A 14,201-nucleotide genomic window follows, 5' to 3' on the forward strand; every position below is an offset into this window, starting at 1 on the left:
ATCGGACAAGCGACTGGACGCAGGATAGACCCGACACCGCGTACATCGGACGCCACGGTCCAGTTCACTCTGCGACCATCAGCTTCTCGCCGGCGATCTCGTCGACGTCGCCCTCGCTGATGGCGTCGTCGAGCGCGGTCTCGACTTCACTGCGCCGGATACCTTCGTCCTCGATGGCGTCGAGTACGTCCTCGCGGTCGGCACCGAAGTCGCTGGCGTCGGCCTCCTGCTGTGTGCGCACCTCGCCGACGACCATCTCCTGTAGTTCGCCGGGCGGGAGTTCGTCCATCAACACACCCTCTTCGTGGTTCTCGATGGCCCACACGTCGAGATACGTGGTCAGCACCGACCTGTTCTGGAACGCGCCCGAATCGTAGCGGCCGACGAGTGACACTTCGTCGCCGGGACCGAGGCGGTCGACGAGGTCCTCTTTCAGCCGGATTGTCAGCACCACCGTGTCGTCGTCGAGGTTCGTGTCGACGCGCTTCAGTTCGACCTCGCGTACGTCTTTGAGTTCGGACTGTGCCCGCCGAAAGAGCCAGTTGCTCTTCTTGCCGCTTTTCTCACAGCCCATGCACTCGACGGGGCGCATCATCGGGCCGAACTGCTGGGGAACCTGATTCAGCGTCCCACAGCGTCGGCACTCGAATACGGCCATCGTCGCGAACGGTTTCACCGGGTCAATATCGGCGACCTCGCCAGTGACGCCGATGGCGGTGCCGAGATGCCGGGTGCGGAGCTTCCCGACGCGGTAGATACGGTCGTCGGGGATATTGTGGATGCGGACCGACACCTCCGGCATGTTCACCTCGTCCCACGTGTGGACGGCGTTGCTCAATCTCTCCCTAGTGGTCCGTGGGCTCGACAGCAGGCCTTCGGCGACGTCGGGCTGGGCGTCGTGAATCCGCTGCCAGTCGAACCGAACCGACCGGTCGTCGGGATAGGCGCTGTTGGTCTGGCGGACCTCGCCCTCGAAGGTGTCGGTGACGAGTGACGCGTACTCAGCGGGAATATCGTCGTGCATCACGCGCTCACCTCGTCCAGTTGCGACTCAATGCGCTCCCAGTCGAGCGCTGCCGCTTGCTTGCCGACCGGGCTGATTTCGTAGTGCTTGCCGTTTTTCACCCAGCACTCGCCCAACTTCGAGTCGTTTGACCAGTAGTTCTTGAACGTCGACTCTGCGTACGGGACCTCTTCGGCCAGGTCTTTCGCATACTTGTACGGGCCGTGTTCATCGAGGTACTCGACGGCGGCGATGAGGTTCTGGCGCGTTTGCTGTCGCGTCTCCAACCAGCCCTTGATGGGGCCGGGAATGCCGTGTTCCTTGACGATATCCTGCAACGCGGCACTCTCGTCGTCGGCCCCGAGCGTGACACTCCGCTGGCGGGCCCCAGTCCCGGTCGGTCGCAACAGCAGGTCGTTCGGGATGTCGTACTCGCGTCGCTCCGCGAGCGCGGCGTCGACCCACGCGCGTTGTTCCTCGGCAGTCGCCTCTCGGAACCGGTCGGCGTCGCGGTCGTAGGCGTCGGCGGCCTCACAGGCCACGCCCTCGAGGTCCGGCGGCAGCAGGAACCACGTCCCGATGTCGGGCTTGTCCGCGACTGCGTCGACATCCGTCACAGACAGGCGGGCGACGTCCACCCACCACGCGGGCAGGTCGCCGCTGGGTCCGCGCCACGAGTCCCGCTCGTGTTCACGGACGCGAGCGCCCCACGCGACCCCGTAGCGGTCTCGCCAGTGCCGGTCGCCCAGCCCGAGGCCACACGGCGCGCCCCGCAACTCGATAGGCCAGTGGGCACCACCCTCCGACAACAGCATCCCCTGCCCGATGTTGAACTCGGCCAACTGGTCCTGTTGCTCGTAGGAGAAGTGATGGGTCTTGTCCAGCGTGTCGATCTCGTCGTCGCCCAGCTGCAGGAGAATCTTGATGGCGATGTTCGACCGGACGGGCTTGTACACGTCGTTCCACTTCTGCGTACTCCCGAGTAGGAGAATCCGACGCGACCCGCCCTGCGTGGTGAGGAAGAATATCGTCTGCCGCAGCGTCTTGATGTCGTCTTTGTACCGGACGTCGGCGAGCTTCGACGGCGCGATGTTCTTCAGTTCCCGAATCTCGATGCAGACACGCGGCAGGCGGGGGTTCTGGTCCCGGGCCTGATAGATGAGCCGCAACCACAGGTCCATGATGACGTACTTCAACGGCTCTAACCCACTATCGAGGAAGTTACAGCAGAGGACCGCGGCCCGCTCGCGGTCGCTGATGATGCCCTTCATGTCCAGATTCGTCGACGCCGACGGCGAGGCGATGAGGCCCTCGGCGGCGAGTTGCCCGAGTCGCTGGGCGGCCGTCTCGAGTGCGTCCTCGGCGTCCATCTGGTAGCGGGCGGTGTAGGTCTCGGTGGTCGCGCTGTCGGGGCTCTGCTCTTCGAGTTCGGTCCACTCGATGGTGGCCTCCATCTCCCGGCTGTAGACCTCCAGCCGCGAGACGAGTTCGGAGACGTTGCCCGTGCCGTCGAGCGTCTCGTCGAGGGCCTTCTTGATGCGAGCCTCGACAGTCTCGTCGCTCTTCGTGACGCCGGCGAGTCGGAGGATGAGATGCGGCGTCAGCGAGTCGATGCCGATGGTGAACTGCTCGAAGTTGCCCGGCAGCATCTCCGGCACGCCACTCATCGCCGGCACGTACACGTCGGCGGCCATCGCCTTCGGGTCCTGGCCCATGCGTTTGAGGTTCTGCCGGATGACGTCCTCGTCGTTGGGGATGGCGACCATCGGCGTTTCCATCCGCCCGTCGTCCATGATGGAGATGTACTTGTAGCCGTGTTCCTCGTGGAGGTTCATCCCCGCCGAGACGAGCGTCGAGTCCTTCCCCCGACGGGGTAGCGCGACGGCGCCGATGTGGTCACAGGACTGGTGGGGGAGTTCGACGGCGCGGTCGTCGAGCGCTTTCGACGAGTCGTGTCCGATGCGGATGCGGCCGATGGGCGTCGGTTCGTCGACGGTCGTGCGCGCGCCGGGCTCGTCGATACTGTCGAATCGGACGGGTGCGTACCGGGACGGGTCGGTGATGGAGCTGATGTACTCCAGCGCCTCGGCGATCTTCGCTAGCGTGACGAACTCCGACGACGGCGACGGAGGCTGCTTGCCCTGGTCGCGGAGGCGGCACTGCTCGCGAAAGTCGAGTTTCGTCTGGCGGTCGAGGCGGTCGTCGCCGGGGTGCAACAGGTCGGTGATGCCGGGCGCCTGCCGGAGGTGCCAGTGGGCCGCCAGCAGGAGGCCGTCGGCGTCGTGGTTGCCCTCGCCCTCGAAGGCCTTCCGCAACTGCATGATGAGTTGCCGGACGACCGACTCGTGTTCGAGTTGCTGTGTCGCCTGCTGGGTCTGGAGCCCCTTCTTGGCGACGCGCTTGATGACCTCGTCGGGCGAGTAGCGGTCGGTCGCCTGCAGGTCGGCGTACTTGCTGTCGCTGCCGCTCATAGCACTGTTGCCCCCTCCGAGGCAGCGTGGTCGTCCGTTCGGAGCTTGCGCTTCCGTCGTTCGAACCGTCGCTTTCGCCGCCGGTCCAGCGAGTCGGCCGCTAACGCAGCGGCGTCGTCGGACATGTCGATACGATGCAACGGCCAGTCGAAGGACTCAGACGGGATCGGTGCGACGTCGACGCCGTCTATCCGGACCGTCAGCCCACGGTCTGTGGCGACGAGTTCGACCGGTCGGTCGTCACGGTGGGCTTCGTGAATCAGGTCAGATAGCGTCGGGTCGATGCTGTGCGCTGCATCGCGAGTTGGCTTGTACATATCGAGAAGTCCTTTCAGTCAGATACCGTCGTGTGTCCGTTCGGCCCGCTCTCGGGCAGTTCGGCCCACGCCCGCGGCGTCGCCTGAAACGGCGTCAGGTGCCGCGCCGGGTCGACGCTCGGCAGGCGATAGAACGGGTCGCCCTGCAGGCCGTGGAACCGGTCCGAGAGCCGGGAGTGTATCTGCTGGATGTCCGGCAAGCGCGTCTTCTCGCTGGGGTAGACCAGCGTCACCTCGGTATCCTCACCGTCGGCGGCGGGCATCTCCACGTCCATCTCCGAGAGGATGCCGCCGGCTTCGACCATCCAGCGGTACTCGGCGGCGACCAGTCGCGGGTCGTGGCCGAGCGAGCGCTCGAACTTGATAGTCTCGCCGACGGGTTCGATGACGCGGAAGGCCAGTTCGGCTTTCTCGACGACGCTGTCCTCGGTGGTCTCGACGACCTCTTTCAGCCGGCGCTGGATGGCCGGGATTTCGACGTTCTCGCGATGGCCCTGCAGATTGGGCTTCATCATCGCGAGGTTGCGGGCGTACTGTTCGAGTATCGACGGCGCAACGCGCTCGTTGTGCGTGTGCTGCCACATCCGAAGCGCGAACTCCGTGACGAACTCCTCGCGGTCGTAGGTCGCGTAGGTCCGCCCGGCCATGAAGCCGACGTAGGCCGTCGTATCGGCCGTCTCGACGGTCTTGACGAGGCCGGCGACGTCGTTCCAGTGGCCGCCGGCACGCCCCTGTCGGTACTTGCGAACCCGACGCGAGCGCAGGCGGTTCGTCGACCAGAACACGGCCAGCCCGACCACCAGTGAGAAGCCACCGAACAGCAGGAACGTGATGGGGCGGACCCAGACGCGGGCCACCAGCAGCAGCGTCGCCATGGTCACGACGGCCGGGAGGACGAACCGCCAGCGGACGTCGTCGGAGCGATAGCCGGCCGAGAAGTCCAGCACGAAGTGTTTGACCTCTTCGGAGAAGCGAATCCGCCATGGGACCTCGTCGTCGTGGTCGTCTCGGCGGGCCTTCGTGTCGGCGTCAGTGGCGGCGTCTCGGCTCCAGAGACCCATCCGGACCAGTGGGTAGGTGACGATGCGGGCCACGAATCCGAAGAGCCCTGTGACCGTTGTGACGACCAGCGAGACGAGTGTCCGGGCAGCGTCCCACGCCATCTCCAGCGCGGTCACGGCCGCGTCCGTAGCGCGCTGGGCGACGCGTGCGACTGCATGGCGGGCACGACCGCGCCACGTGTCCGGCTGCTCGCGCTCGTCGTCTCCCTCGGGCGTCGTCATGAACGCATCGCTCGATGGTGTGTCGTCGACGTCGGCCGCCTCGACGCCGTCGGTCGCGTCACCGTCGCCGGACTCCGACTCGACCTCGGACGGGAGCGGTGGGGCTTCCGGGCCGGCCCCGGCTTCGGCCGGGAGTTCGCTCGCGTCGGCCGGCGCGCCGTCGCTGTCTTGCCCACGACCGTAGTAGTCGACGGACTCGAAGGGATGGGACTCGCCGTCGAGGGCGGTGTCGACGGCGTCACAGATGGCGTCGTAGGAATCGTCCGTCGTCGCGATGATACGCGTCGTCCGGTCGGTCGTCCGCACCTCGTCGGAGAGTTGCTTGACGCTCGTCGTCAGCCAGCCGATGTGCTCGGCCGCCTGGGCCGCGTAGCGACTGCGCCGCCGGCCCAGATATTTGTAGTAGAGGTAGACGGCGACGGGGACGGCGAACCACAGCGTCCCGACGATATCGGTCAGCACGCGCACCAGCCAGAGCGACGACCCGCTACTCTCGGCCGTCGAACTGATGACGTACAGCGCTCCGATGACCAGCGCCAGAATCAGCAGGAACACGAGTCCGCCGAGGATGCGGCCGGGCGCTCGGCGCGGGTCGCCCAGCACTCGGCGTTTCAGACCGCGGAGCTTGTCCGTCCCGGGCCACGAGTCATCGAGACTGTCGCTGAGGATGTCGAGTTTCATCAGTCATCCCCTCCCGACGGCGACCCACTCGGTCGGCCCGTCGGGTCGCGGTCGTGCTGGTCGCCGGGCAGTTCGAGTTTCCCCTGTCGGGAGTGTTTCTCGGCGGTGCCGTCGTCGCGGCCTTGCAGGTCCTTGATGAGTTCCTGCACCTGCAGGCGCGTCTCTCGCACCTCAGCCCCACGGTTGTAATCCTTCTCGGCGACGAGCAGCGCCTGCTCGATGTGGGACAGCGCCGTCGACGCGCGGAGTCGGCCTTCGAGGATAACGGGTTTGAGCCACGTGTTCTCGCGCAGTTCCCGCTCGGTGAGTGGCTCGACGGCGGTGAGGTCGTCGACGCCCTGGTGGGCGAGGATGATGTTGCCGTCGGCGTCGGTCTTTGCGCCGCCGTGTTCGTCGGCGGCGACGATGCCCTTACACGACACCTGTATCATGTTCTCGACGGTCTCGACACCCATCTTCGTCCAGAAGCGCTGGGCGTTGTTGCCGATGCCGTCGACGTCTGACAGTGGGTGTTTCGCAGCGGCGTTGCGCTGGCGTTCGGCCTCCTGCCGGACGGCCTCGCGGACGAGTTCCGCCCGGCTGACGGCGAGTTGCTGGATGCGCAGCACCCAGCCGTGCCGGCGGTTGAGCCAGTAGGCGACGAGCGCGATGATGGCGATCCCGGCCACCCAGTCCAGCGGCGACGCCGCCTGTGCGATACGCAGGCCGATGAACGTCTTGACCTGCTCAGTCCACAGGCCCTCGAAGAACTCGGCCCGCTCTTCGCGGTTCTCGACGTAGGCCCGGACGCCCTCGGGGTCAGCGTCGTAGCCCATATCTGCGGCCTGTGTTTCGAGATACTCGATGTGTGTCTCGTAGGCCGGGTTGATGGCCGGCGACGCCGTGACGTCGGTGTTCGTCGCGAGCAAGTCGAACGTGCGCGTCGACCCGTCGGCGAAGAACAGTTCGACGGTGTAGAGGCTCGGGTTGTCGCCGGGGGCGGCCTGCTGGTCGTACTGAACCTGCACGACGGAGCCGGAACCCAGCAGCCGCGCCTCGGCGTTGGGTTGCTCGATGCGGACGGCGTCGACGGACTCCGAGAGCGCGAACGTCGCGAACGTCCCGCTAGTGTTGAACCGCTCGTCACTCTCGACGACGGTGACGCTCACGTAGTCCGCGTCCGGGATGGCCGGCGTAATCCGGACCTGTGAGGCCGTCGTCGGCCCGCTGGTCGTGTTCGCCGAGGTGTTCGCCGTAGTGTTGTTCGTAGCCTGTGCGACGACGCCCGACGTGTCGAGACGGGCAGGCGTGGTCTCGGTGGCGGTCGCGGCGACGGGCATCACGACGCTCGTCAGCGCGAGCATGGCGACCAGTATCGTCAGCCAGCGCCGCCCGGCGCGACCGCTCGTGGATGTGGTGTGTGCGTGCATAGAATCGGTGTGTTAGTTCGCGTCGGCTTCGTTACCGTTCGTCGACGGGCCGTCGGTCTGCTGCTGGAGGGCACTCAACGGTGCCGACGGGCCGCCGTCGCCGTCGGTGACGCCCTGCTGGCCGCCAGTGATGGCGTTCAGCAGGCTGAGGACGTTCTGCATGGCTTTCTCGTACTCCTGTTCGGAGTCGTGTTCGCGGTTCTTGAGGTGTTCCTGCAGGTCGGCGATACGCTCGTCCTTGATGGCGTCCATCTCCTCGAGATGCTCGACTTCCTGCTCTAACTCCGCAATCACCTGTTTCTTCGCGTCGAGTTCGCCCTGTGAGGCGCGGTCGCTCGGGACGAACGTGTGGGTCGCGACGCGGTTCGGGTCCTCACAGGCTTCGATGTCTTTCGCCCGGACCGTCACCGTCTGGTTGCGGTAGTCCCACGCCGCCGAGTCGTCCATCGGCACCTCGTACAGGGCACGGTCTTCAGGTTGGGCCTTATCGAGGTCGCGGGTTTGCGGGTCATCGGCGGCGAGTGCAACCCGCCAGAACAGACCGAGCAGGCGGCGTTTCTTGAACGCCGGCGCGAGGACGACGTCCTTGCCTTCGTTGGCAGCGACGGCGGGGTCTGCCATCTGCCAGTCGAACGGGATCTCCTTCACGCTCGTCGCGTCGTTTTCCAGTGTGACCCGGAGTTCGCCCGCCTTGCGGTCCTGTCGGCGGACGAACCACACGACGCCGACGGCGATGACCGTCCCGAAGACGAGTTGGTGGAGTTGCTGGTTGTAGGCCATCTCCTCGGGTGTGCCGGACTGGAACAGCGTGTAGGCTGCGTAGGCGAGGACGACGAACAGTGCGAGCAGCGACAGGTAGAACGCCTTCGTCGTCGTCGGTTGGGCGCGTGTCCGCTGGAACAGGCCGACGCGGTCGGCATTCGTGACGTCGGCGTCGTCCATCTGCAGGCGTTCCTGTGTCTCCTCGCTGGCCTCTTGCTGGTGGTCCGGGCCCGACAGCCAGCGCGACCAGACGAGGTACAGCACACCGAGGACGACGAGGACGCCGACGCCGGACAGCGCCGCGGTGACCCACTCAACCATCGGTGGCCTCCTCGTCGTCGCCGGTCACGGCCTCGGTTACCTCGGCGACTGCCTCGGCGATTTCCGGTGTCGGGGGCGTGCTGGCCGTGCCGCCATCGGGCCCGTCGGGCGTGTCGATGTCGAACGGCAGGTCGTCGTCCTCGATGTCGCCGAGGTCGATGTCCGAGACGACGGCGTTGACGCGTGTGCGGAGTTTCTCGCCCTCTTTCACGAACTCGCGGTACTGGGACTGGCCGCTCTCGATTTCGTCTTTCAGCACGTCACAACTCCGCTGTGAGGCGTACTGTGTGAGCCGGCCCAGCAGTTCCTCGTCGGAGTTGGCCGTGTCGAAGTGGCGTTCGAGCGTGTCCTGCCCAACCTTCTTCGCGAGAACCGGGCAGCGGCCGCCGTAGTGGGTGCAGCCCTCGCACTCGTCGGGGAACGCCTCCTCGGCGTCGTCGACGCCGCGATGGGGCCGGAACTTGTGCTGGGGCTTTTGCTGGAGACCCAGCAGTCGACTCCGCACCCGGGCCTGAATGCTCCCCATCGGGAGGTCGTACGAGCGCTGTATCCAGTCCGCGACGGCGCGATACAGGTCTTCATGGCCGTCCGGGATGTAGGTCTGTTTCTCCCGGAGGTCCGACCGGATTTCCCGCAACTCCGATTGCTTGTGTTCGAGTGCCGATTCGTCTGTGTCTGCGTGCGTATTCGTATGCATGGTGTTACTCCGTGTGCGTTCCACTGACGGCGTCGTCGGCTTCGGTCGGTGCGGCCGGGCGCGCTCCCTGTAACTCGGCGACCAACTGGTCGACGTCAACGCCGCTCTCGGTCTGTGTGGGAGTCGGCATGTGGTCGTCGTCGAGCATCTGGTCGACCAGTCTGGTTGCCTCGGGCCCGAGGTCGTCGTAGCGATAGCACGCGACCAGCAGGGCGACGCCGTAGTTGACGGTGCGCTGGAGTTGGTGGTCCGCCGGCGAGAGTTCCTTCAACTGCGTCCAGAGCGGTTGCGGGCACTTGCCCGAATACGTCGTCTCGTCGCCGACGAACATCAGGAGACCTCCTGTGAGGGGCAGAGGCCGGCGTAGTACCGTTCGGTCGTGCCGTCCTCGTACGCGAACGTGAGCGTGAACGCGCCGGGCTGGGTCCACTCAGTCGAGAAGGTGGCGGTGTAGCGCCCGCCCATCCGGTAGTCCAGTCGGTCGGTCTGGCCGTAGGTGGCCGGCGACCCTACTTCAGACCGGAGGTGGGTTGCGTTGGTCGGGACGTCGACGGTGAGTTTGACGCGGTTGGGGACCGTGGTCCCGTTCTCGAACCGGAATCGCTGGACGGTGATGCGGTCGGCGGCGTGCGTATCGGTCGCCGGGATTTCCTTCACGACGGCGCCGTTGACCGTGTACTCGCTGTGGGTGACGTCCCGACAGGCAAACGCCGACTCGGAGAGGGGGACGGGCTCGGTCGCCCGGTCTTCCATCTCCCACGTCAGCTCTGGCCCGGCCTCGGCGTCGAGGTAGGCCGTCCGGTTGTGCGGGTTGTCGTAGTAGGTGTAGTTCTCGCTGTCACTGTCGTCGGCCGGCGCGACCATTCCGGCGCTCATCCCAGCGAAGACGACCATCGCGACGAGTAGGACCGCCGCGACTGGTGTCGCGCCAGTGTGGAGTCGTGGCTGGCGGTCCCGTAGCCAGAGCCCGACCGACGCCGTCCCGAAGACGAGGCCCCACCAGACGACGCCGACCAGTAGCTCGTTGTGTGCGAACGTCGCCACGTCGACGGCGAAGTATGGGTCGCTGCTGAGGTCACGGACCTGCAGGATGATTGCGAGCGCACACCCAGTAGCCAGCACGAGGATGGCCGGCAGTCCCGAAATGGAACGCCCCAACAGGCGTCGCACTAGCCACCGGGCGCCGAACAGGAACGGAATGCCGATGGTTGCGGCAGCGACACCGTGCGCGAAGGCCGTCAGCCATCCGGGAGCGAGGTTGACCGTCCCCTGCTGTACGAAGTGGCTGATGCCGACGTAGTCCGCTACCGTGCCGCCGGGGATGGCGAACAGCCATGCGACGAACACGGTCGCGAGTGTGTCGTCCCAATCTGTCGTGCTGTACCACTGCTGTATCGACTGCCAGTGCTGTCTGAACATGGTGATGATGAGTAATGATTACTCTGCGTGAAACGTCAGTTAGCGACGGTTCTGCATCCCGAACGGATCGAAGTTCGAGAGCGAGCGTCGCCACGACCGCGGGTTGGTCTGGAGGTCGGACTCGCGGACGTTCTTGTAGTTCCCGAGGAAGAAGTACCAGAACAGCGCGAGCATGATGATGCCCGCGCCGTAGAAGCCGGTGAAGATGGACGCCAACGCGGCCAGCATCCACAGCAGCGCCAGTGCCATCTGGATGAGCGACTGGAGCGGGCTGGCGTGTTTCGAGTACCGCTGGTGGAGGACGTACCCGCCGGCGAGGCCGACGACGATAGCACCGAGGGCTTCGAGGGCAGGCATCAGCGACCGCCCTCCTCGTCACTCTGCCGAGCCTGCTGGGCCTTCATCCGGCCGACCTTCCCGCTGTGGGCTTGCTTGTAGTAGTCACCGACCCACGGCGCGACCAGTCGGACACTGATGATGAGCGCGGCGATGAGCGACGCCAACAGCAGGCCGCCGGGGTTCTTGAAACTCACCAGTACGATGAGGCCGACGATGCCGAGCAAGACCATATCGAGGATGCTCATCGTAGCACCACCTGCGGGGACACGGCCAACCCCGGGAAGAGCGACCCGAGGTCCAGCCACGAGCGTTTGTACGAGCGATACTCCGCGAGCGCTTCATCCGTGTACGTCGGGTTCGCCGTGAACTCGATCTGGGCGTTGCTGTCGGTCATGACGAATCGTACCTTGTCCTCCGACGGCGTCGAGTAGTACACCGGGTCTGCGGTGTCGGTGTCGACCGGCCGCCACGGGTCGTCCTCCGAGAGACGATAGACAGCGTTCCACTCCTCGATGCGCTGGTCGGAGGCGTTCGGGTTGTCCAGCCGAACGGTGACCGTCTCGCTCTCGCTGGCGTTGAAGTAGTAGGTGCGCTTCGACAGGTCGGCCTCCGCCTCGTCGTCGCCGAAGGGCGAGAGGCCGGTCACCCGGTCGAGCAGGCCCTCGGCGCCGCGCTTGCGCTGGTCGCGCCACGCCGGGAAGAACACCGTCGGTCGCGACGGCGCGAACGTGACCGTGGTGTTCGCGGGCACCGTGAACGACACCTCCGTGTAGGCCGATTGGCTGTCGAAGTCGGTGACGTCCGTCCAGTGGGCGGTGGTCTCGCCGTCGACGCTCTCGACCTCGCCCAGCGTCGCCGCCGGGAGGACCGCGTCGGCGATGTCGACGGTCATGTCCACACAGTAGGAGTTGGGGTTCTCTGCCCGAAGGCGGTAGAACGCCTCCGTTTCGTTGACCGTCACGCGCGTGTTCTGTTTCGAGACGGACGTACTGCCGCTGTCGTTGGTCGCGTTGATGACCGACTGGTCCGTGCGGAAGGCGTCGTAATAGACGTCCGTCGAGCACTGCTCCGTCGGCGTCGCCGTCTCGGTCTGGCCGGCGACGGGGCCGACCGTCGCGACCAGCAGGAGACCGGCGACGAGGAGTGTCGTCGAGCGCATCAGCGACCCCTCCATGGCATCAGTTTGACCCACCAGTCGTGTACGTCGTGGCCGAACTCGCCGTCCCAGAGATACGCGCCGAGGTCCTGAAACCGGTCGACTGGCAGGACGACAGCGCCCCAAACGAAGATGGCGATGCTTGCGATTGCCACCAGCAACACGATGTCGCTCGTCAATCCGATGTAGATGAGCACGAGCAACCCGAACAGGAACAGGCCCATGCTCCCGGCTCTGAACAGGCCGCGCTCGATGCTGAACACTCGCTTCTGGACTCGTTGCCGTCGTGAGCGTGATTTGCGTCCGGTTTTCCGTGGCATTACTCATCGTCCTCCCGGCGGGCGTAGTGCCGTGTTCGCGAGGCCCCAGCCGCCCGCCGTACACGTGCGGAGGCCTTGTTTCGCAGTCGCCGGCCGCGGTCGGTCCGACGAGCGACCAGTACCGTGCCGGCGAAGGCCAGCAGGATGAGCAAGGCGATGGGGCCGCCGAAGACCGCCGCCAGCACCAGAAACTCGTCGAGGAAGAACACGACGACGAGGATACCGACGCCGGCCTTCAGGACCGGTCGCGGGATGTCCTCCGTGGGGGCACGCTCTCGGAGTTCGGTCCCGCGGACGCGGACCCGACCTATCTGCTCGGCCAGCCACGTGACTGGCGTGATCGACACGAGTCATCGCCCCCGCCGCCGGCCGTAACTGCCGTCACCGCCGCGACCGGGCAGCGACGGCGAGAGCAGCGACGTCGTCTTCTCCCACGCGCCGGAGCCGATATCCGAAAAGCGCAGGATGCCGATGGTGAGGAACGCCCCCCAGAACAGGACGAAGGCGACCGTGAACCACCCCCAAATGAGGGAGGTCCCGATGGTCCAGCCGATGAGGATGACCGAGCCCTCGATCTGGTCTTCCGGTGTGTCGCCGTACAGTGCCTTCGGGACGGCCTCGACGGTGATGCGGAGTAGCCAGTCCGGGACGAGGTCGCTGACGAACTCCCACGAGAGCAGGTCCCGAATCCCGCCGGCGATCTGCTTGCTCTGCTTCCAGCCGGTTTTGACCGGCTTCAGCAGTCGTTTCGGCATGTTATTTCCTCCGTTTCCGTCGTTTCAGTTCGCCGGCCGTTCCACGCAGGCGGCTTCCGCAGTCCTTCGACCAGTTACCCAGTGCCGCAAGCGGACGGATCGTGACGAGACGCACGAACGCGACGATGAGGGCGATGAGGCGGCCGAACCAACCCATCACCCACCACTTCGTCCGCCGCGCTGCCGTCTGATGACGCCGCTCGTGGGCCTGATAGCCGCGGTCGGCCTGTTGCTTCGAGTCGTACAGCCGGCCGTCACTGCCACGGGTTCGGCCGCGGTCGCCGCCGAAGGTCATTCGCCGTCACCTTCGAGGACGGCCTGCTTGTCCATCCAGATGGTCGAGCGCACGTCACAGTTCCGTAGGTCGATGACGTCGCCACTCCACGGTGCCTGTGCCGAGCAGTAGCGACCGCCGAGTCGCTTCTGGTAGGACTTCCCGACAGACTCGCCGCTGTTGATGCGCTCGGCAATCTCGGTCGTGAGCGTCGGCAGGTTCGGCGCCGCGTCGCCGTCGACGACCCACAGTGCGTCCGTTTCTCGGCCGGTGGCGTTGAACTCGTCGCGGTCGAGCACACGCAGGTTCGAGATGTTGCCGTTCGACGCGTTGGCCACGAGGAAGACCGTCACCGGGTCGCTGTCCTCGTGGGCAATCATCACGGCGTGTGTGTCGTACGCGTCCGTGACGTTGCTCTTCTCGTTGACCGTCGCCTCGAACGTCGCGTTGTTGGCCTGTACCGCCCGCTCGAACTCCGTGGCCGTCTCCGCGTTCGTGGGCACATCAGCGAATGGATTGGATACGTAGCGGGCGAGTTGGCCGTCGAGCGCCGCGAAGCCGCCGACGGCCGACTCCGGTGCCATCCCCTTGATGCGGTCGAAGACGCCGTCCGGTTCCTCGTCCTGCGATTCTTCGACGGTCGACATCCAGTCGTCGATGGGGTCGCTGCTCGCCGCAGCCGCCGGCGTCGCGGCGGTCGCGACGAGACACAGTGCTAGCGCTATCGTGAGTGTTTGTCTGAGCATGAGTGAAAAGCCCCTGCCCGGGAGTTGAACCCGGTCCCTGTGCAGGGAAAGGGCCCGCCAACGGAGGTGCGCCGTCGCAATCTACTGCGGGCCGAAGATGGGGTACACGGGCTGTCCAGCGTGGACAGCCGGGAAAGTGGGGTGTGGTGGGTGGTGGGTGGTGGGTACTACGCATCGGACGCCAGCAACGGTCGCGGGCTGGGGCCCGCGACCCGTCGGTGGCTGGCCCTTGCGGGCCACGCCCGCTC

Annotated in this window: 17 protein-coding genes; all 17 read right to left on the reverse strand. The window is 65.9% G+C overall.

The window, feature by feature from the left end; all coding sequences use genetic code 11:
• Nucleotides 1-64: 64 nt before the first annotated feature.
• From NDI85_RS20065 to NDI85_RS20145, 17 genes are read right to left on the reverse strand one after another with little or no spacing between them, the layout of a single operon-like run.
• Nucleotides 65-1,024, reverse strand: coding sequence for a hypothetical protein (locus NDI85_RS20065; RefSeq protein WP_310916796.1), 960 nt, complete (start codon nt 1,022-1,024; stop codon nt 65-67).
• Nucleotides 1,024-3,474 (reverse strand): hypothetical protein, encoded by a 2,451-nt coding sequence (locus NDI85_RS20070; protein WP_310916797.1) that lies wholly within the window; start codon nt 3,472-3,474, stop codon nt 1,024-1,026. The genes NDI85_RS20065 and NDI85_RS20070 overlap by 1 nt, the downstream gene beginning before the upstream one ends.
• Nucleotides 3,471-3,791 carry a hypothetical protein gene (locus NDI85_RS20075; RefSeq protein ID WP_310916798.1) on the reverse strand — a complete coding sequence of 107 codons (321 nt, stop codon included), beginning with the start codon at nt 3,789-3,791 and terminating at the stop codon, nt 3,471-3,473. The genes NDI85_RS20070 and NDI85_RS20075 overlap by 4 nt, the downstream gene beginning before the upstream one ends.
• Nucleotides 3,792-3,805: 14 nt before the next feature.
• Nucleotides 3,806-5,755: a hypothetical protein gene (locus NDI85_RS20080; protein WP_310916799.1), complete on the reverse strand. Its 1,950-nt coding sequence runs from the start codon at nt 5,753-5,755 to the stop codon at nt 3,806-3,808.
• Nucleotides 5,755-7,164: a hypothetical protein gene (locus tag NDI85_RS20085; protein WP_310916800.1), complete on the reverse strand. Its 1,410-nt coding sequence runs from the start codon at nt 7,162-7,164 to the stop codon at nt 5,755-5,757. Before NDI85_RS20085 ends, NDI85_RS20080 begins: the two co-directional genes overlap by 1 nt.
• A gap of 12 nt (nt 7,165-7,176) precedes the next feature.
• On the reverse strand, nt 7,177-8,247 hold the full coding sequence (locus NDI85_RS20090) for a hypothetical protein (RefSeq protein ID WP_310916801.1): 1,071 nt from the start codon (nt 8,245-8,247) through the stop codon (nt 7,177-7,179).
• Nucleotides 8,240-8,944: a hypothetical protein gene (locus tag NDI85_RS20095; RefSeq protein ID WP_310916802.1), complete on the reverse strand. Its 705-nt coding sequence runs from the start codon at nt 8,942-8,944 to the stop codon at nt 8,240-8,242. Before NDI85_RS20095 ends, NDI85_RS20090 begins: the two co-directional genes overlap by 8 nt.
• A 4-nt stretch (nt 8,945-8,948) precedes the next feature.
• Nucleotides 8,949-9,275: a hypothetical protein gene (locus NDI85_RS20100; RefSeq protein ID WP_310916803.1), complete on the reverse strand. Its 327-nt coding sequence runs from the start codon at nt 9,273-9,275 to the stop codon at nt 8,949-8,951.
• A complete protein-coding gene (locus NDI85_RS20105; RefSeq protein WP_310916804.1) occupies nt 9,275-10,363 on the reverse strand; it encodes a hypothetical protein in 1,089 nt (362 codons plus the stop codon). Before NDI85_RS20105 ends, NDI85_RS20100 begins: the two co-directional genes overlap by 1 nt.
• A 39-nt stretch (nt 10,364-10,402) precedes the next feature.
• Entirely contained in the window at nt 10,403-10,720 is a 318-nt protein-coding gene (locus tag NDI85_RS20110; protein WP_310916805.1) for a hypothetical protein, read from the reverse strand.
• Entirely contained in the window at nt 10,720-10,947 is a 228-nt protein-coding gene (locus NDI85_RS20115; RefSeq protein WP_310916806.1) for a hypothetical protein, read from the reverse strand. Before NDI85_RS20115 ends, NDI85_RS20110 begins: the two co-directional genes overlap by 1 nt.
• Entirely contained in the window at nt 10,944-11,861 is a 918-nt protein-coding gene (locus NDI85_RS20120; protein WP_310916807.1) for a hypothetical protein, read from the reverse strand. Before NDI85_RS20120 ends, NDI85_RS20115 begins: the two co-directional genes overlap by 4 nt.
• The gene (locus tag NDI85_RS20125; protein WP_310916808.1) at nt 11,861-12,178 is read right to left on the reverse strand and encodes a hypothetical protein; all 318 of its coding nucleotides are present in this window, start codon (nt 12,176-12,178) and stop codon (nt 11,861-11,863) included. The genes NDI85_RS20120 and NDI85_RS20125 overlap by 1 nt, the downstream gene beginning before the upstream one ends.
• On the reverse strand, nt 12,178-12,525 hold the full coding sequence (locus tag NDI85_RS20130; protein ID WP_310916809.1) for a hypothetical protein: 348 nt from the start codon (nt 12,523-12,525) through the stop codon (nt 12,178-12,180). The genes NDI85_RS20125 and NDI85_RS20130 overlap by 1 nt, the downstream gene beginning before the upstream one ends.
• Nucleotides 12,526-12,528: 3 nt before the next feature.
• The gene (locus tag NDI85_RS20135) at nt 12,529-12,933 is read right to left on the reverse strand and encodes a hypothetical protein (protein WP_310916810.1); all 405 of its coding nucleotides are present in this window, start codon (nt 12,931-12,933) and stop codon (nt 12,529-12,531) included.
• Nucleotide 12,934: 1 nt separating this feature from the next.
• Nucleotides 12,935-13,228, reverse strand: coding sequence for a hypothetical protein (locus NDI85_RS20140; RefSeq protein ID WP_310916811.1), 294 nt, complete (start codon nt 13,226-13,228; stop codon nt 12,935-12,937).
• Nucleotides 13,225-13,953 (reverse strand): hypothetical protein, encoded by a 729-nt coding sequence (locus NDI85_RS20145; RefSeq protein ID WP_310916812.1) that lies wholly within the window; start codon nt 13,951-13,953, stop codon nt 13,225-13,227. The genes NDI85_RS20140 and NDI85_RS20145 overlap by 4 nt, the downstream gene beginning before the upstream one ends.
• Nucleotides 13,954-14,201: the final 248 nt, after the last annotated feature.

Source organism: Haloarcula sp. S1AR25-4, assembly GCF_031624555.1.
Taxonomy (GTDB): Archaea; Halobacteriota; Halobacteria; order Halobacteriales; family Haloarculaceae; genus Haloarcula; species Haloarcula pellucida.